The sequence below is a fragment of the Pseudomonas sp. Leaf48 genome (genome assembly GCF_001421885.1).
Lineage (GTDB): Bacteria > Pseudomonadota > Gammaproteobacteria > Pseudomonadales > Pseudomonadaceae > Aquipseudomonas.
In genome coordinates this window covers 249134-267162 of record NZ_LMLH01000004.1, presented here as the reverse complement: position 1 = coordinate 267162, position 18029 = coordinate 249134, and the positions used below count along the sequence as shown (strand labels likewise).

Below are 18029 nucleotides of genomic sequence, written 5' to 3'. Positions count from 1 at the left end.
GTTATTTTCAGAAGTTTTCAAGGAATCCTTAACAACTTCAACCACTTGCGCTTTCGATCTCTCGTCAGCGGGAGGCGAATTCTACAGCGTTACACGCTGCTGTCAACACCTCTTTTTCAACTCCCTTTCGGCTTCGATGAACTGAAGCAACTTGCTGCCGAAAACTGCGTAACTCATTGTTTACCAAGGAGTTTTCCGTTTCGACTGCGCCGGAAGTGGGGCGAATTATAGGCTTCCAGAATCTGCCGTCAAGCGTTGATATTGCTTTTCTATCAATAACTTGTGAAAAGGGGCGAAACGGCCGGTTTCCCTCGTAGAAACATGCCAAAAACACCTCTCTATATAGAAGGAGCCAATCAAAGTACCCCCGACTCCCTTAATGCAGCCACTTCGGCAACCCCCACTCCCAGGACTCGCTGCAAAACCTCCAGCGTATGCTCACCCAGCAAAGGAGGCGCATGTCGGTATTCCACCGGCGTCTCGGACAGTCGAATCGGGCTAGCCACCTGGGGCACCATTCCAGCCAGTGCATGGGGCAGCTCGATCGCCAACCCGCGCGCCTTGACCTGAGGGTCGGCAAACATCTGCGCCAGGTCATTGATTGGCCCGCACGGCACCCCGGCCTGCTCCAGCTGCGCCACCCATTCTGTCGTAGTCTTGAATACCGTTGCCTGGCGGATCAGAGGTATCAGCACCGCCCGGTTCGCCACCCGCAGCTTATTAGTAGCGAAACGCGGATCGTCAGCCCATTGCGGCTGGCCGGCCACTTCAGCGAACTTGCGGAACTGGCCGTCATTCCCGACCGTAAGGATGAAATCACCATCCGCTGTAGGAAAGTCCTGATAAGGCACGATATTCGGATGTGCATTGCCCAGTCGCTTTGGGGCATTGCCCGTCGTCAGGTAGTTCATGGCCTGGTTAGCCAGGCACGCCACCTGAACATCCAGCAGCGCCATATCAATATGCTGACCGCCACCATCGTGATCCCGGTGCGCGAGCGCCGCGAGGATTGCCACGGTCGAATAGAGCCCGGTCAGGATATCCGTCAGCGCCACGCCAACTTTCACCGGCCCCGCGCCGTCTTCGCCCTCAGGTCGCCCCGTCAGGCTCATGAGCCCGCCCAGCCCCTGGATCATGAAGTCATAACCCGCGCGCCTGGCATAAGGGCCGGTCTGGCCAAACCCGGTGATCGAGCAATAAATCAAGTCCGGGTTGATCGCCTTCAGTGATTCATAGTCCAGACCATAGGCCGCCAGACCTCCGACCTTGAAGTTTTCAATCAGGATGTCCGACTTGGCCGCCAGCTCACGCACTAACTTCTGCCCCTCGGGGCGAGTGAAGTCGATGGTGACCGATTGCTTGTTGCGATTGGCCGACAAGTAATAAGCAGCCTCGCTGGTGTTCTCGCCATAAGCGTCTTTAAGGAAAGGCGGGCCCCAGGCGCGCGTGTCATCGCCATTGCCCGGGCGCTCGACCTTGATCACCTCGGCGCCAAGGTCGGCCAGGATCTGTCCCGCCCATGGCCCGGCCAGCACCCTCGACAAATCCAGTACCCGTAGATGCGAAAGCGCGCCCATGGCCGTTCTCCTTAATAGAACGCCTGGATGCCGGTTTGCGCACGCCCCAGAATCAGCGCATGGACGTCATGAGTACCTTCATAGGTATTCACCACTTCCAGGTTGACCAGGTGACGGGCGACGCCGTATTCGTCGGAGATGCCGTTGCCGCCCAGCATGTCGCGGGCCATGCGCGCGATGTCCAGGGACTTGCCGCAGGAGTTGCGCTTCATCATCGAAGTGATTTCGACGGCCGCGGTGCCTTCATCCTTCATGCGACCCAGACGCAGGCAGCCTTGCAGCGCCATGGTGATTTCGGTCTGCATGTCCGCCAGTTTCTTCTGGATCAACTGAGTGGCGGCCAGCGGGCGGCCGAACTGTTGACGATCCAGGGTGTATTGGCGAGCGGTGTGCCAGCAGAACTCGGCCGCACCCAGCGCACCCCAGGAAATGCCATAACGCGCCGAGTTGAGGCAGGTGAACGGACCTTTCAGGCCACGGACATCCGGGAAGATGTTTTCTTCCGGCACAAATACGTTGTCCATGACGATCTCACCGGTGATCGATGCCCGCAGGCCGACCTTGCCGTGGATCGCTGGAGCGCTCAGGCCTTTCCAGCCCTTCTCCAGCACGAAGCCACGGATATCGCCGGCGTCATCCTTGCCCCAGACCACGAACACGTCGGCGATCGGGCTGTTGGTGATCCACATCTTGCTGCCGGTCAGGCTGTAGCCGCCTTCCACTTTGCGTGCACGAGTGATCATCGCGCCCGGGTCGGAGCCATGGTCGGGTTCGGTCAGGCCGAAGCAACCAATCCATTCGCCCGAGGCCAGTTTCGGCAGATATTTCTGCTTCTGTGCTTCGGTACCGAACTCATTGATCGGAACCATCACCAGCGAGGACTGCACACTCATCATCGAACGATAGCCGGAGTCGATACGTTCGACTTCACGGGCAATCAGACCGTAGCTGACGTAGTTCAGGCCGCTGCCGCCGTACTGCTCGGGGATAGTTGCACCCAACAGGCCCACTTCGCCCATTTCCCGAAAGATCGCCGGATCGGTCTTCTCATGACGAAAAGCTTCGAGGACACGCGGTGCGAGCTTGTGCTGAGCGAATTGCGCGGCAGTGTCGCGAATCATCCGCTCTTCTTCGGTGAGCTGTTGATCCAGCAGAAGGGGATCGATCCAGTTGAAGCTAGCTTTACCGCCCATGAGTGTGTCCTCTCGAATCGGGTCAAATAACGTGGACTGATCCTAGGCCTGGCAAACCGTTACCGCAAACGAGGATTTTGCATACTGTTGTGCTAATTTCTCACTCCGTAACATCGTAAATGCGCGTTTGTGCGCTGTATTAGTGAGGCAGGAGTACATGCGCAGGAAGATACCCAGCACTACCGCCCTTATCAGCTTCGAAGCTGCGGCTCGACACGAGAGCTTCACAAAGGCTGCCCAGGAACTTTCGTTGACCCAGGGAGCGATTTGCCGGCAGATCGCCAGCCTGGAGGAATTTCTCGGCGTGGAACTGTTTCGACGCTCACGACGCGGAGTCAAGCTGACGGAAGCAGGACTTTCCTATAGCCGCCGCGTAGCCACGCAACTCGATGCCGTGGAGCGAGACACCCTCTCGGTGATGGGCCAACAGGGGACCAACGTGATCGAACTCGCGGTGGTGCCGACCTTCGGTACTCAATGGCTACTGCCCCGCCTCAAGGACTTCCAGCACAAGCACCCGGAAGTGACGGTCAACCTGACCAACCGCACTCGCCCCTTTCTGTTTGCCGATACCGATTTCGACGCCGCGATATATTTCGGGGACGCAGACTGGTCAGGTACCGAATCCCACAGGCTGATGGGCGAAAATCCGATGCCCGTGTGCAGCCCCAACCTGCTGGGGAACAAAGCAGCCCTGACGCCCGGTGAAATCGCCGATCTGCCTCTGCTGCAACAAACCACCCGCCCCTACGCCTGGCGCCAGTGGTTCGACTCCCAACATCTAAACGTCCCGCGCGACATGACAGGCCCCCGTTACGAGTTATTCTCAATGCTGGCCCAGGCAGCCATGCACGACATGGGCATCGCCCTGATCCCGCCCTTCCTGATTCAGAGAGAACTGACCGAGAAACGACTGGTGATCGCCAACCCCCAAGCCCTGTCGAGCATCAAGGCGTATTACCTGATGATTCCCGAAAGAAAGGTCGAATCAGCATCATTGAGGGCTTTCCGTGACTGGCTGGTGCATCAGGCACACAGCTACAGCCTAGAAGGATAAAGGCGCGCAACAGTTACTTGACCTCGTAGTCAGCAAAAAATGACACCTACAGATGTACGTATATGTCGCATAAACCTAACTGTGCGAAATCATCCTGAAAATCTCCTGGAAGCTACGGTAGGCACGGCTTTGAGCCACTATTACGCAGCAATGCCGCATCATTCATATGGCCGATGCGTAAAATCCACAAATCACCCAATATTCCCTGTAGCCCTTGATCTGCAAGGGATTGACCCGGGTAGTTGCGACATTCGGTCACGGGGTGACTTGTAGTTAATTTTCCGTCACCCATCATAATTCCTTGAAGGGTGCAAAGTTCGCCTGCAAAATGCCGCGCCCCGCCCTTTATTTGTGCGGGATCGTGCTGATCGGCCGCCCCAGCTGCGCCATCCGTAGTGCCTGGGTTTACTCAATAAGATCACGCAGGAGATTTGACGTGCACATTGGTGTTCCTCTCGAAACCCAGACCGGTGAAACTCGGGTTGCTGCAACCCCGGAAACCATCAAGAAGCTGATCAGCCAGGGTCATAAGGTCACAGTCCAAAGCGGCGCCGGCGTTAATGCCAGTGTTGTAGACAGTGCCTATGAAGCGGCAGGCGCAACCATTGGCAGCGCCAGTGATGCGTTTGGTGCAGAGCTGATCTTGAAAGTAGTCGCTCCCAGCGACAGCGAACTGGCGCTGATCAAAAGCGGCACCGTTGTGGTGGGGATGCTCAATCCCTTCAACAATGAAACCATCGCCAAGATGGCCGAATGCGGCATCACCGCCTTTGCCCTGGAGGCTGCGCCACGCACTTCCCGCGCTCAGAGCCTGGATGTGCTGTCCTCGCAAGCCAACATCGCCGGCTACAAGTCCGTATTGCTGGCCGCTCATTACTACCCTCGTTTCATGCCGATGCTGATGACCGCTGCGGGCACCGTAAAAGCGGCGCGCGTACTGATCCTTGGCGCCGGTGTCGCCGGCTTGCAAGCCATTGCCACGGCCAAGCGCCTGGGTGCGGTGATCGAAGCCTCGGACGTACGCCCTGCAGTAAAAGAGCAGATCGAATCCCTCGGCGCCAAGTTCGTCGACGTGCCTTACGAGACCGATGAAGAGCGTGAGTGCGCTGTCGGTGTCGGCGGTTACGCGCGACCAATGCCGGCCAGCTGGATGCAGCGCCAGGCCGTGGCCGTGCACGAACGCGCCAAGCAGGCCGACATCGTCATCACCACCGCCCTGATCCCGGGCCGTAAGGCACCGACGCTATTGAGCGCGGAAACCGTGGCACAGATGAAACCCGGCTCGGTGGTCATCGACCTCGCGGCGGCACAGGGCGGTAACTGCCCGCTGACCGTGGCCGATCAGGTGGTCGTCGAAAACGGCGTGACCATCGTCGGCCCGACCAACCTGGCGGCCGCGGTTGGCGCCGATGCCTCGGCACTGTACGCACGCAACCTGCTGGACTTCATGAAACTGTTGTTCGATAAAGAAGGACAACTGGTGATCAACCTTGAAGACGATATCGTCGCCGCGTGCCTGATGTGCCGCGACGGCCAGATCGTGCGCAAGAACGGCTGAGGATAAAAACAATGGAAGACATGCTGATCTCTCACGGTATCTACAACCTGATCATCTTCGTGCTGGCTATCTATGTGGGCTACCACGTGGTCTGGAACGTGACACCTGCACTGCACACACCACTGATGGCCGTGACCAACGCCATCTCGGCCATCGTCATCGTCGGCGCCATGCTGGCTGCCGCCCTTACTGTGACGCCGCTGGGCAAGACCATGGGCACCCTGGCCGTGGCCCTGGCCGCGGTCAACGTGTTTGGTGGCTTCCTGGTCACCCGGCGCATGCTGGAAATGTTCAAGAAGAAAGCTGCGGCAAAAGCTCCGGCAGCCAAGGCTGAAGCAGTCAAGGCTGAGGTGCAGCAAGCATGAGCATGAATCTGGTTACCTCCCTGTATTTGATCGCCTCGGTCTGCTTCATCCAGGCGCTCAAGGGACTCTCGCACCCAACCACGTCGCGTCGTGGCAACCTGTTCGGCATGCTCGGCATGGGCCTGGCGATCCTGACCACGGTCGGCCTGATCTATAAACTGGGCTCCGAACTGGCCCAGGACGGCATCGTCTACGTGATCGTCGGCCTGCTGATCGGTGGTACTGCCGGTTCGATCATGGCCAAGCGCGTTGAAATGACCAAAATGCCGGAACTGGTCGCCTTCATGCACAGCATGATCGGCCTGGCTGCCGTGTTCATCGCCATTGCCGCAGTGGTTGAACCGCAGTCCCTGGGCATCGTTCAACAGCTGGGTGATGCGATTCCGGCGGGCAACCGTCTGGAGCTGTTCCTTGGCGCCGCCATAGGTGCAATCACCTTCTCAGGCTCCGTGATCGCTTTCGGCAAGCTGTCGGGCAAGTACAAGTTCCGCCTGTTCCAGGGCGCACCGGTGCAGTTCCGCGGCCAACACAAGCTGAACCTGTTGCTGGGCGTGGCCACACTGGCCCTGGGCATCACCTTCATGCTGACCGGCGACCTCAACGCCTTTGCCCTGATGCTGGCCCTGGCCTTCGTCATGGGCGTGCTGATCATCATCCCGATCGGCGGCGCGGACATGCCGGTCGTCGTGTCGATGCTCAACAGCTACTCCGGTTGGGCAGCGGCGGGTATCGGCTTCTCGCTGAACAACTCGATGCTGATCATCGCCGGCTCGCTGGTAGGCTCCTCCGGTGCGATCCTCTCGTACATCATGTGCAAGGCGATGAATCGTTCCTTCTTTAACGTACTGCTAGGCGGCTTCGGCAATACAGCCGAAGCAGGTCCTGCAGGTGCCCAGGAGGCCCGCCCGGTGAAATCCGGTTCGGCCGACGACGCCACCTTCCTGCTGACCAACGCCGACACCGTGATCATCGTTCCGGGCTACGGCCTGGCGGTAGCACGGGCACAGCACGCGCTCAAAGAGCTGACCGAGAAGCTGACCCATCGCGGCGTGACCGTGAAGTACGCCATCCACCCGGTTGCCGGTCGTATGCCTGGCCACATGAACGTATTGCTGGCCGAGGCCGAAGTGCCTTACGACCAGGTGTTCGAGATGGAAGACATCAACTCCGAGTTCGGCCAGGCCGACGTGGTACTGGTGCTCGGCGCGAACGATGTGGTCAACCCTGCCGCCAAGAACGATCCGAAGTCGCCGATTGCCGGCATGCCGATTCTCGAAGCGTTCAAGGCCAAGACCATCATCGTCAACAAACGCTCGATGGCCAGCGGCTATGCCGGTCTGGACAACGAACTGTTCTACCTGGACAAAACCATGATGGTGTTCGGCGACGCGAAGAAAGTCATCGAAGACATGGTCAAAGCCGTCGACTAAACCTCAGCGGTATACAGAACGCCCCGACTCGTCGGGGCGTTTTTGTTTGCGTAAATCGTCGGACAAAACTACGCTTTTGTTACCGATCCGGTAACGGTGTTTTGCTCTAAAGGCCCGGAATAGACACCTCTATTGCGACCTTGGTAGCGGGACAGAAGCCGGCGTAATTCACTAGACTGCACGCCCTGCTACCTGTTTCCCGAGATAACCATCCATGTACCGTGACCGAATTCGCCTGCCTTCCTTGTTGGACAAAGTGATGAGCGCTGCCGACGCTGCCGCCCTGATTGAAGACGGCATGACTGTCGGCATGAGCGGTTTCACCCGCGCGGGCGAAGCCAAGGCTGTACCTCAAGCACTGGCCGAGCGCGCCAAGGTCACACCGCTGAAGATCAGCCTGATGACCGGCGCCAGCCTGGGCAACGATCTGGACAAGCAACTCACCGAAGCCGGCGTACTGTCGCGACGCATGCCGTTCCAGGTCGACAGCACCCTGCGCAAGGCAATCAATGCCGGCGAAGTCATGTTCATCGACCAGCATTTGTCGGAAACCGTAGAGCAACTGCGCAACCAACAGCTGAAACTGCCCGACATCGCCGTCATTGAAGCCGTGGCGATCACCGAGCAAGGGCACATTGTGCCGACCACCTCGGTGGGCAACTCGGCCAGTTTTGCGATCTTCGCCAAACACGTGATCGTCGAGATCAACCTTGCCCACAACCCCAACCTGGAAGGTCTGCACGACATTTACATTCCGACCTATCGTCCGAGCCGCACGCCGATTCCATTGGTCAAGGTCGATGATCGCATCGGCAGCACCGCCATTCCGATTCCACCGGAGAAGATCGTTGCCATCGTGGTGACCAATCAGCCGGACTCGGCTTCCACCGTGCTGGCGCCGGATGCCGAGACCCAGGGGATCGCCGAACACCTGATCGGCTTCCTCAAGCAGGAAGTGGCCGCCGGGCGCATGACCAACAAGCTCGGTCCGCTGCAAGCGGGTATCGGTAATATTGCCAACGCGGTGATGTGCGGCCTGATCGATTCGCCATTCGAAGACCTGACCATGTACTCCGAGGTGCTGCAAGACTCGACGTTCGACCTGATCGACGCCGGCAAGCTGAGCTTCGCCTCGGGCAGCTCGATCACCTTGTCGAGCCGGCGCAATGCCGACGTGTTCGGCAACCTGGAGCGCTACAAGGACAAACTGGTGCTGCGCCCACAGGAGATTTCCAACCATCCTGAAGTCGTGCGCCGCCTTGGCATCATTGGCGTCAACACGGCGCTGGAGTTCGATATCTACGGCAACGTCAACTCCACCCATGTCTGTGGCACGCGGATGATGAACGGCATCGGTGGCTCGGGCGACTTCGCACGAAATGCACATCTGTCGGTGTTCGTGACCAAGTCGATTGCCAAGGGTGGGGCAATTTCCAGCGTGGTGCCGATGGTCAGTCATGTCGACCACACCGAACATGACGTCGACATCCTGGTGACCGAAATCGGCCTGGCGGACTTGCGCGGCCTGGCCCCAAGGGAGCGCGCGCGGGTGATCATCGATAACTGCGTACACCCGGACTATCGCCAGGCATTGAACGACTACTTCACCGCCGCCTGCGCTATCGGCGGGCATACCCCGCACATTCTGCGCGACGCCCTGAGCTGGCACATCAACCTGGAAGAAACCGGGCACATGCTCAAGAAGTAATTGGTACAGATAGCAGCTGGCGCAAACACAGTTTCGTCAGCTGACTGTTACTAGCTCGAAACTCGCAAAAAACTGTACTTCTGTACTGGTCTTTTCCTACAGTAAATACCTACCACCTGAGCTAAAAACATCAAAAATGCACCATATAAGTGCAGACAGGTACAGTTGCCTCAATTTTGACCAGCACACCCCTCATAAACAGTTAACTGAGCTCTCACAATACAAATGAACTGTATCTACAGAGACTAGGCAAACAAGAGGATCATGGGCACCAGTTAACCACTACCTGATCCCGCCACAAGCGGAAGGATGCCCACCATGGAACGTACACTCAGTTCCGAACTGTTCTTCGAAGACACCGCTGCAAAATCCCAGGCTTCGATGCCTCTTCGCGTAATTGCCAGCCTGATGCTGTGGCAGCGCCGTATCTCCAGCCGCCATCAATTGGCTCGTCTGGATTCGCGTCTGCTGGCTGATGCCGGGATCAGCGAAGCACAACGCTACGAAGAGCTGAGCAAGCCGTTCTGGCGCTAAGTAAGCGTCGCTGGCTCTGACCTCAGGGTCCCTCGCCAGCAGCCCGAATTGAACAAACAAGACCCGTCGTGGGAAACCACGACGGGTTTTGTCGTTATGGGGTCTATAACTGGCGGATAGTACAGTTTTCACAGGACCATATATCGACCAATACAGTTTCGTTGTAGACTCAGAAAACGACCGGTTCGTTGTATTTAATTCACGACTAGACTGTCGTAACCGGTTCACACGGGCCTAATATCACCGTAGACCGCGGGGAAGAGCGTTCGGGCTGACCCCAATTTGCTATATCTCTATCAAGCCTTCCAAAGGAGTTACACCATGTCCCGTCTTCGTCTGCTCAGCGCTGCAGCCCTGCTTGCCGTGGCTGCCAATTCCCACGCCACCAGTTTCGTCGTGACCACCGACGCTGTCGTCAACGCACTTAAAGCAACCTCCGATGCGACCTCTAACGTCACATCTTCCTTCAAGGATGACAAAATTGTCCTTGCTGCCCGCGATGACGCTGCCAGCTATGTCGCCAGCGAAGGAGACATTCGTGGCGTCAAACTGGAAAGTGCTTTCGAACATATCCGCCAGCAGGCACCTCAACTGAATGCGACGGACGCTCAGTTGGCGCAGGCGATCCTGACCCTTTAAGCCAAACAGCGACATGGGACACGCTGGTCGTGTCCCATGCCTGGTGATCTGCGCACCCTCGACCATAAAAAGCTGCTTGCCGCCCAGGATGTCGTCACGGCGCTAATACCTGTGACGACCAACGCACAGACGCAAACTGGAATCGGCCCAGCAGTGCCTGCCCCGGACCAACCGAAACTTCGTGCCGGCAATCTTGAACTGGCGCAGGCTAATCTCGTCCAATAGATATCCTTTTTTTCTCCGGAGTCGTTCCATGCGTAACCCGCTGATTGCTGCCACCCTTGGCCTGTTGTTGTTAGCCGACATGGCCCAGGCACAGACCCTGGTTGCTACCAGTAACATATTGATCCGCGCCACCCAGCGCACACTGGATTTCACCTCCGACACCACCACTTCCATCCGCGATTCGAAAATTGTCCACGAAGCCCAGGACGATGCCGCCAGCTTCGTAGCCAGCAATGGCGACATACGTGGCGCCCACCTGGAATCCGCTTTCGACTTGTTGCGCACTCGGGTACCAGAAGCACGCGACGCCAGTGATCAGGATCTCGCCGAAGCCATCCTCGCACTGTGAGGCGCCCACGCACCTGGCTGCTGGCCGGGGCCTTGTTGCTGATCGGCAACATGGCCCACGCAGGACTTCAACTCAAGCTCAAGACCGAAGGCCTGAGCCCCGCACAACAGCATGCCAGCCAGGCATTGCTCGATGAAGCCATGCAGGCGCTACCGCCGCGCTTCATCGAGCAATTGGACCGGCGCATCGACGTCGGCTGGACCGATGACATGCCCGCCAACGCCTACGGCCAGGCGTCGCTGGTATCCGAGCTCGATCTGAACCGCAACCTGTTGGCCAGCCTCACCGACGGCAGCGCGGCAAGCAAAAAAACCTATCGCCCCCATGGCACCGTCCGCCGGGAAATGCTGGCGACCGTGCTGCACGAATTGACGCACATCTACGATCGCTCGCGCCTGTGGCCGGATGAAGAACGCAGGCTCATCCAGCGTTGCACCCAGCGCAGCAGCAGCTCAGGCTTGGTCGGCCTCCCGGACCAATGCCGCAGCCAGGCCGACCGGCGCTTTACGCTCAGCGACGATCCGCGCTTGCTCGACCTCGCGGGTTGGCAGCAATACGTCGGTCGTCGCGGTGAACGCGAACAGCACAACCGCCAGATCGCCCGCAGCCCGGACATCTATGAGATCAGCAGCCCGAAGGAGTTTGTCGCGGTCAACATGGAGTATTTCCTCCTTGACCCGAGCTATGCCTGCCGGCGTCCTGCACTGTACCGCTATTACAAAGAGCACTTCGGCTGGGCGCCCGCCGCCAAGGATAACTGCGGCAAAACCTTCGCCTTCCTCAATGCCGGCAGCGACTTCGCCAAAACACCTCTTGGGCAGGTAGATCCGGAACGGGTCTATGCCGTCGATTATCTTCTGGCCGAGGCCAACCAGAACTGGGTCAGCCGCTGGGGCCATAGCATGTTGCGGCTGGTGATCTGTGCACCGGGCCGCCCCCGGGGGCCAGACTGCCGACTGGATCTGGACCAGCACCTGGTATTGTCTTATCGCGCCTTCGTCGGCGATGTACAGCTGTCGAGCTGGGACGGGCTTGTGGGTAAATACCCGTCGCGCCTCTTTGTTCTACCGCTGGCCCAAGTGATCGACGAATACACCAAGACCGAACTGCGCAGCCTGGCCTCGGTGCCGCTGAACCTGTCGCGCAGCGAGATTGAAAACGTCGTGGCACGTGCCGCCGAAATGCACTGGAGTTACGACGGCAACTACTTCTTCCTGTCCAACAACTGTGCGGTGGAAGAGCTGAAACTACTGCGCAGCGGCACTGACAATGCGCGTCTGGTAGCACTCGACAACATCATGCCAAATGGTCTGCTCGAAGTGCTCAAAGGACGCGGACTGGCGGATACCAGCGTGCTGGACGACCCCCGGGAAGCCCTGCGCCTGGGTTATCGCTTCGACTCCTTTCGCGATCGCTACCAAGCCATGTTCGAGGTTCTGAAAAAGCAGTTGCCGATCAAACAGGAAACCGTCGAAGGCTGGCTGGACCTCAAAGCCGAGGAGCGGCGCAAATGGTTCGAGCAGGCTGATTTGCGTACCAGTGCAGCGTTGCTACTGCTGGAGCAGGCAAGCTACCGTCAGCAGTTGCTGCTGGCCCAGGATGAAGTGAAACAGCGTTATCTGGGTGCCCGCGAACTGAAAAACGGCGGCATGGACAAGGCCAATGAAACACTCAAGCAGATACTCGCCAATAGCGGCTTCCTCAGTCGTCCCGCGGAACTGCTCGGCAGCGGCGGTTATGGTTTGCCGCAACCGGGCGAGTGGCAGCATCTGGAATCAGAAAGCAGCGAGCGACAGAAGCAGCTGCTGGCGCTGTCCGGAGATCTCGACAAAGAGGTGAGGGCGCTGCTGGAACCGAGCCGCGCAGCCGAGATCGCCGCCAACGAAGCCAACGTGAAACAGATTGGCGGACATCTGCGCAAATTACATAAGGCAGCGGGTGGGCTGGAGCTGCCCTGAGACCTCACGACACAGACAGCGAAAAGGGCCTCAAAACGTAGTCTTGAAGCCCTTTTTTGCTTTTCAGTCTTGTCGCAAGGCTCTGATTCCCTGTAGCAGGAACTTCACCCTCAGCTGACGCGAGCCTTGCGCACGCCTTCAGCCAATGCCGAGCACAGGCTCAGCACGCCATCCACGGCCTGCTCCGCTGTGGTGGCATTGGCAATGTGATCAATCAACGCCGATCCAACCACCACACCATCGGCCAGGCGGGCGATGGATGCTGCCTGCTCTGGCGTGCGGATGCCGAAACCGATGCTGATCGGCAGGTCGGTATGACGACGCAGACGGGCGACGGCCTCTTCAACGTGCTCCAGAGTGGCGGCGCCAGCACCGGTCACACCGGCCACCGACACGTAATAAACGAAGCCGGAGCTGCCATTGAGCACGGTTGGCAGGCGCACATCATCGGTGGTCGGCGTGGTCAGACGGATGAAATCCAGTCCCGCAGCCTGGGCCGGGTCGCACAGTTCGGCGTTATGCTCGGGTGGCAGGTCGACCACGATCAGCCCGTCAACGCCGGCCTCTTTGGCCTCGGCAATGAAGCGCGGCACACCATACATATGGATCGGATTGAAATAACCCATCAACACCAGCGGCGTCTCGGTATTGCCCTGGCGGAACTCGCGGACCATTTGCAGGGTTTTCGCCAGGTTCTGTTTGGCACCCAGGGCGCGAATGTTGGCGAGCTGGATTGCCGGGCCGTCAGCCATCGGGTCGGTGAAGGGCATGCCCAGTTCGATCACGTCGGCGCCAGCGGCAGGCAATCCTTTGAGAATCGCCAGGGACGTGTCGTAGCTCGGGTCGCCTGCAGTGACGAAGGTCACCAGGGCGGCGCGATTCTGTTCCTTGAGTTCGGCAAAACGGGTTTGCAGGCGGCTCATCAGTGTTTCTCCTGCTTCGACTGCTCTTGTTGAGAGTGTTCCATGTGGTGCATCACGGTCTGCATGTCTTTGTCGCCACGGCCGGACAGGTTGACCACCATCAGGTGATCCTTCGGCAGGGACGGTGCGCGTTTAAACACTTCAGCCAGGGCGTGGGCGCTTTCCAGGGCTGGAATGATCCCTTCCAGGCGGCAGCATTGGTGGAACGCGGCGAGGGCTTCGTCGTCGGTTACCGAGGTGTACTGCACGCGGCCGATATCATGCAACCATGCGTGTTCCGGGCCGATACCCGGATAGTCGAGACCAGCGGAGATCGAGTGGGCGTCGATGATCTGGCCATCGTCGTCCTGCAGCAGGAAAGTGCGGTTACCGTGCAGCACGCCCGGTACGCCGCCGTTCAGGCTGGCTGCGTGCTTGCCGGTCTCGATGCCGTAGCCAGCCGCTTCAACACCAATGATCTCGACGCTCTTGTCGTCGAGGAACGGATGGAACAGGCCCATTGCGTTGGAACCACCGCCGATGCACGCCACCAGGCTGTCTGGCAGGCGACCTTCCTGGGCTTGCAGCTGATCGCGGGTTTCCTTGCCGATCACCGCCTGGAAGTCGCGAACCATTGCCGGGTACGGGTGCGGACCGGCCACGGTACCAATCAGGTAGAAAGTGCTGTCGACGTTGGTTACCCAGTCGCGCAGTGCTTCGTTCATCGCATCCTTGAGGGTGCCGGTGCCGGCCACCACCGGGATCACTTCAGCGCCCAGTAGCTTCATGCGGAACACGTTGGCCTGCTGACGCTCGATGTCAGTGGTACCCATGTAGATCACACAATCCAGGCCGAAACGCGCAGCCACGGTAGCTGTCGCCACCCCATGCATGCCGGCGCCGGTTTCGGCGATGATGCGCTTCTTGCCCATGCGCCGCGCCAGGAGGATCTGGCCGATGCAGTTGTTGATCTTGTGCGCGCCGGTGTGGTTCAGCTCTTCGCGCTTGAGGTAGATCTTCGCGCCCCCGCAGAACGCGGTCAGACGCTCGGCGAAATAAAGCGGGCTTGGACGACCTACGTAATCGCGCTGGAAGTAGGCCAATTCTTCCTTGAATGCAGGATCTTCCTTGGCCACTTCGTATTCACGGGCCAGATCGAGGATCAACGGCATCAGGGTTTCAGCGACATAGCGGCCACCGAACGAGCCAAACAGGCCGTTGGCGTCAGGGCCGTTGCGCAGATTAGTCTGGGTCATGGGGCGCTCCAGTTGAATGCGATAAGTGATACGTAAAGAGACAATGGGCTTCACTGTACCCCTGCCGCCCCGGACTGAAAACCGATAAGATCGCCACAACCTGTCAGGAAAACTCACAGATAATGAGCCACGATCTTCCCCCGCTCAATGCCCTGCGCGCCTTCGAGGCCACTGCCCGGCTGAACAGTGTCAGCCAGGCCGCCGACCAATTGCACGTCACCCACGGCGCGGTTAGTCGACAACTGAAATTACTGGAAGAACACTTGGGTGTGAGCCTGTTCATCAAGGAAGGCCGCGGCTTGAAACTCACAGATGCAGGTATGCGCCTGCGTGACGCCAGCAGCGAAGCGTTCGAACGCTTGCGCAGCGTCTGCGCCGAGCTCACACAAAGCACTGCAGATGCGCCATTCGTGCTGGGCTGCTCTGGAAGCTTGCTGGCTCGCTGGTTTATTCCGCGATTGGGGCGGCTGAATGCCGATCTGCCGGACTTGCGACTGCACTTGTCTGCCGGAGAAGGTGATCTGGACCCGCGCAGACCCGGCCTGGATGCCTTGCTGGTGTTTGCCGAACCACCGTGGCCAGCAGACATGCACGTCTTCGAACTGATCAGCGAACGCATAGGGCCGGTCATGAGCCCCCGCTTCGAAGGCTATGACAGGCTCAAAGGAGCGCCTGACACCGTGCTGGTGACGCAACAGCTACTGCACACGACCTCCCGCCCACAAGCCTGGCCCAGTTGGGCACAACAGCGCGGCCTCGACGCCAAGGCGTTGAATTACGGCCAGGGTTTCGAGCATTTGTATTACTTGCTGGAGGCTGCTGTCGCAGGCTTGGGTATTGCGATCGCTCCAGAGCCCCTGGTGGCGGAAGACTTGAAGGCCGGTCGCCTGGTTGCGCCATGGGGTTTCAGCGAAACCCCGGCGCAACTGGCATTGTGGTTACCCAAGCGCGCAGCGGATGGGCGCGCCCGGCAATTGGCGCAGTGGCTCAAGAACGAATTGTTTCGGCGGGATTAGTCACGCTTGCATAACAGATAAGCGGCCAGCAGGCCCAGCGCGCCCACGGCGACACCCGCTGTAGTCCAAGGATGGTCCTGGGCGTAGTCCCGGGTCGCAATTCCGGTTTCGCGGGTTTTGACCTTGACCTCTTCATAGGCATCGCTAAGCAGATGACGAGAATGCTTGAGGGCATTTTCGGCATTGCTTTTCAGGTTTTTCAGGGTCTTGCGCGACTCGTCCGAGGCGTCGTCCTTCAGACTTTCCAATGACTTGAGCAGACTCTCGATCTCCGCTTCCATGCTTTGCAATGAGGCTTTACGTAACGAGGTGTTGGCCATGGTGGCTCTCCTGCATTGATGATCAGTGGCGTGTGTTGGTTGGGACTTCAGGGCGCCGAGAAAGTGCAGTAAATCTGAACTGCACCCAGGATCAACCAACACAAGAAATACGAAAAATCACTGCTAGGCTGTAATTCACACGCCCGAGGAGTACGCCATGTCTGACCACCACACCTACAAGAAAGTCGAACTGGTTGGCTCGTCCACCAGCAGCATTGAAGATGCGATCAACAACGCATTGGCCGAAGCCAGTAAAAGCCTCAAGCACATGGAATGGTTTGAAGTGATTGAAACCCGAGGCCATATCAAGGATGGCAAGGCGGCGCACTTTCAAGTCACCCTCAAGGTCGGATTCCGGATTGCCAGCAGCTGACGTTGGTCTAGTCTTCTGAACTTGCGCACTGGCCGAGTGCCGTAGGGATTGGCAAAGCGCTATTTGATAGCGTCCGGCTGACCGCTGGACCCAGTTGATCCGACCAGAGAAGGCAACCGATGAAGAAGTTTATTTTGGCGGTAGGTTTGTTGAGCCTTGCAGGCGGTGCGCTTGCGGGCGGCAAACCATGCGAAGAGCTGAAAGCCGAAATCGCAGCGAAACTCGATGCCAAAGGCGTATCCGGTTATTCACTGGAAATCGTCGATAAAAGCCCCGCAGTCAACGGAAAAGTAGTCGGCACCTGCGAGGCCGGTGCCAAAGTGATCGTTTATAAGAAGTAGGCAGATATGAAAGAAAAAGCCGACGCCCAAAGCGTCGGCTTTTTTGCCGCTGTCGTTGGGACGGTCAGCCTTGCATGACCTGCGCCAGCAACTCGTAGGAGTGCACTCGATCCGAGTGTTCGTACAAGTCGCAGGTGAAAATCAGTTCATCAGCCTGGGTTTGCTCGATCAGCACCTCCAGCTTGGCGCGAATTTTCTGCGGGCTGCCGACCATGGCCAAGCCAAGGAAATCGCGCACGGCATCTCTTTCATGGGGCAGCCACAGGCCGTCCATGGACTCCACCGGCGGGCGTTGCACCAGGCTCTGGCCCCGCATCAACGCGAGAATCCGCTGGTAAACCGAGGTCGCCAGGTAGTCGGCCTGCTCGTCGGTGTCGGCAGCCACCAGCGGCACACCGAGCATGACGTAGGGTTTATCCAGCACCGCTGATGGCTTGAAGTGGTTGCGGTAGACGCGAATAGCTTCATGCATGTAACGCGGAGCGAAATGGGACGCGAAGGCGTAGGGCAAACCGCGTTCGCCCGCCAGTTGCGCGCTGAACAGGCTCGAACCCAACAGCCAGACAGGCACATTGGTACCGGTGCCTGGCATCGCGATAATCCGTTGGTCGGCAGTGCGCGGGCCGAGGTAGCGAATCAGTTCAGCCACATCGTCCGGAAAGTCGTCGGCACTGCCGGAGCGTTCGCGGCGTAATGCGCGGGCAGTCATCTGATCGGAGCCGGGCGCACGACCAAGCCCCAGGTCGATTCGGCCCGGATAGAGACTTTCCAGCGTGCCGAACTGCTCGGCGATCACCAGGGGTGCATGGTTGGGCAACATAACCCCACCCGAACCGACACGAATGGTTGACGTGCCACCGGCCAGATACCCAAGGAGCACTGACGTCGCGGAACTGGCGATACCGTCCATGTTGTGGTGTTCAGCGACCCAGAAGCGGTTGTAGCCGAATTTCTCGACGTGTTGCGCCAGGTCCAGGGAGTTGCGTAGCGACTGGGCCGGGCTGCCATTTTCGCGCACGGGTACCAGGTCGAGGGTCGAGAACTTGATATCGGACAGTCGTTTCATGAACCTGCTTCTCCAATGGCGGGGCGCAGGTTGGTCCTTGCGAACGGAAACCTGGCGAATTCAAAAGCGTGGTTAATGCAATGTGGGCATATACCCGAGTTTCAATAGCCGAGTAAAAATTCGTCGCAAAAAAACTGCCTGATCAGACCAGATGAACTTTGA

The 18029-nt window shown here is 58.6% G+C and carries 18 protein-coding genes; 12 read left to right on the top strand and 6 right to left on the bottom strand.

Translation table 11 applies throughout. The annotated features are described in order from the left end of the window. Nucleotides 1-356: 356 nt before the first annotated feature. Together ASE98_RS05675 and ASE98_RS05670 are read right to left on the bottom strand one after the other, a co-directional pair. Complete coding sequence (locus ASE98_RS05675) at nucleotides 357-1577, bottom strand: CaiB/BaiF CoA transferase family protein (protein ID WP_060540404.1); 1221 nt, start codon at nucleotides 1575-1577, stop codon at nucleotides 357-359. An 11-nt stretch (nucleotides 1578-1588) separates the two neighbouring features. After that, nucleotides 1589-2770 carry an acyl-CoA dehydrogenase gene (locus tag ASE98_RS05670; protein WP_060540403.1) on the bottom strand — a complete coding sequence of 394 codons (1182 nt, stop codon included), beginning with the start codon at nucleotides 2768-2770 and terminating at the stop codon, nucleotides 1589-1591. 157 nt (nucleotides 2771-2927) lie between these two features. Between ASE98_RS05670 and ASE98_RS05665 the strand changes: the two genes are divergently transcribed. The 9 genes from ASE98_RS05665 (at nucleotide 2928) to ASE98_RS05620 (ending at nucleotide 12593) form a co-directional block, all read left to right on the top strand. Next, entirely contained in the window at nucleotides 2928-3827 is a 900-nt protein-coding gene (locus ASE98_RS05665) for a LysR family transcriptional regulator (RefSeq protein ID WP_060540402.1), read from the top strand. A gap of 436 nt (nucleotides 3828-4263) precedes the next feature. After that, nucleotides 4264-5385, top strand: a complete 1122-nt coding sequence (locus ASE98_RS05660) for a Re/Si-specific NAD(P)(+) transhydrogenase subunit alpha (RefSeq protein WP_060540401.1) — start codon at nucleotides 4264-4266, stop codon at nucleotides 5383-5385. A gap of 11 nt (nucleotides 5386-5396) precedes the next feature. Further along, the gene (locus ASE98_RS05655; protein ID WP_060540400.1) at nucleotides 5397-5750 is read left to right on the top strand and encodes an NAD(P) transhydrogenase subunit alpha; all 354 of its coding nucleotides are present in this window, start codon (nucleotides 5397-5399) and stop codon (nucleotides 5748-5750) included. Continuing rightward, nucleotides 5747-7180, top strand: a complete 1434-nt coding sequence (locus ASE98_RS05650) for an NAD(P)(+) transhydrogenase (Re/Si-specific) subunit beta (protein WP_060540399.1) — start codon at nucleotides 5747-5749, stop codon at nucleotides 7178-7180. The genes ASE98_RS05655 and ASE98_RS05650 overlap by 4 nt, the downstream gene beginning before the upstream one ends. Nucleotides 7181-7394: 214 nt before the next feature. After that, nucleotides 7395-8888 carry an acetyl-CoA hydrolase/transferase family protein gene (locus ASE98_RS05645; protein WP_060540398.1) on the top strand — a complete coding sequence of 498 codons (1494 nt, stop codon included), beginning with the start codon at nucleotides 7395-7397 and terminating at the stop codon, nucleotides 8886-8888. 318 nt (nucleotides 8889-9206) lie between these two features. Continuing rightward, on the top strand, nucleotides 9207-9422 hold the full coding sequence (locus ASE98_RS05640) for a DUF1127 domain-containing protein (protein ID WP_060540397.1): 216 nt from the start codon (nucleotides 9207-9209) through the stop codon (nucleotides 9420-9422). A gap of 321 nt (nucleotides 9423-9743) precedes the next feature. Next, nucleotides 9744-10061 carry a DUF2388 domain-containing protein gene (locus tag ASE98_RS05635; protein ID WP_060540396.1) on the top strand — a complete coding sequence of 106 codons (318 nt, stop codon included), beginning with the start codon at nucleotides 9744-9746 and terminating at the stop codon, nucleotides 10059-10061. 253 nt (nucleotides 10062-10314) lie between these two features. Further along, nucleotides 10315-10635, top strand: coding sequence for a DUF2388 domain-containing protein (locus ASE98_RS05625; RefSeq protein WP_060540394.1), 321 nt, complete (start codon nucleotides 10315-10317; stop codon nucleotides 10633-10635). 50 nt (nucleotides 10636-10685) lie between these two features. Then, nucleotides 10686-12593: a DUF7844 domain-containing protein gene (locus tag ASE98_RS05620; protein WP_060540408.1), complete on the top strand. Its 1908-nt coding sequence runs from the start codon at nucleotides 10686-10688 to the stop codon at nucleotides 12591-12593. A gap of 110 nt (nucleotides 12594-12703) precedes the next feature. Here the strand turns inward: ASE98_RS05620 and trpA are convergent, their stop codons facing one another. Continuing rightward, the gene (gene trpA, locus ASE98_RS05615; protein ID WP_060540393.1) at nucleotides 12704-13516 is read right to left on the bottom strand and encodes a tryptophan synthase subunit alpha; all 813 of its coding nucleotides are present in this window, start codon (nucleotides 13514-13516) and stop codon (nucleotides 12704-12706) included. After that, entirely contained in the window at nucleotides 13516-14751 is a 1236-nt protein-coding gene (gene trpB, locus ASE98_RS05610) for a tryptophan synthase subunit beta (protein ID WP_060540392.1), read from the bottom strand. The genes trpA and trpB overlap by 1 nt, the downstream gene beginning before the upstream one ends. Before the next feature lie 122 nt (nucleotides 14752-14873). Here trpB and ASE98_RS05605 point away from each other — a divergent pair, with 122 nt between their 5' ends. Continuing rightward, on the top strand, nucleotides 14874-15767 hold the full coding sequence (locus ASE98_RS05605; RefSeq protein WP_060540391.1) for a LysR family transcriptional regulator: 894 nt from the start codon (nucleotides 14874-14876) through the stop codon (nucleotides 15765-15767). Here ASE98_RS05605 and ASE98_RS05600 read toward each other — a convergent pair. After that, nucleotides 15764-16087 carry a DUF883 family protein gene (locus ASE98_RS05600; RefSeq protein WP_060540390.1) on the bottom strand — a complete coding sequence of 108 codons (324 nt, stop codon included), beginning with the start codon at nucleotides 16085-16087 and terminating at the stop codon, nucleotides 15764-15766. The genes ASE98_RS05605 and ASE98_RS05600 overlap by 4 nt on opposite strands. A gap of 157 nt (nucleotides 16088-16244) precedes the next feature. Between ASE98_RS05600 and ASE98_RS05595 the strand changes: the two genes are divergently transcribed. Continuing rightward, the gene (locus ASE98_RS05595; protein WP_060540389.1) at nucleotides 16245-16460 is read left to right on the top strand and encodes a dodecin; all 216 of its coding nucleotides are present in this window, start codon (nucleotides 16245-16247) and stop codon (nucleotides 16458-16460) included. Between the two features lie 119 nt (nucleotides 16461-16579). Further along, complete coding sequence (locus ASE98_RS05590) at nucleotides 16580-16801, top strand: DUF1161 domain-containing protein (protein ID WP_060540388.1); 222 nt, start codon at nucleotides 16580-16582, stop codon at nucleotides 16799-16801. A gap of 64 nt (nucleotides 16802-16865) precedes the next feature. On the opposite strand, the gene ASE98_RS05585 is transcribed toward ASE98_RS05590, so the two are convergent. After that, nucleotides 16866-17867: an LLM class flavin-dependent oxidoreductase gene (locus ASE98_RS05585; protein ID WP_060540387.1), complete on the bottom strand. Its 1002-nt coding sequence runs from the start codon at nucleotides 17865-17867 to the stop codon at nucleotides 16866-16868. Nucleotides 17868-18029: the final 162 nt, after the last annotated feature.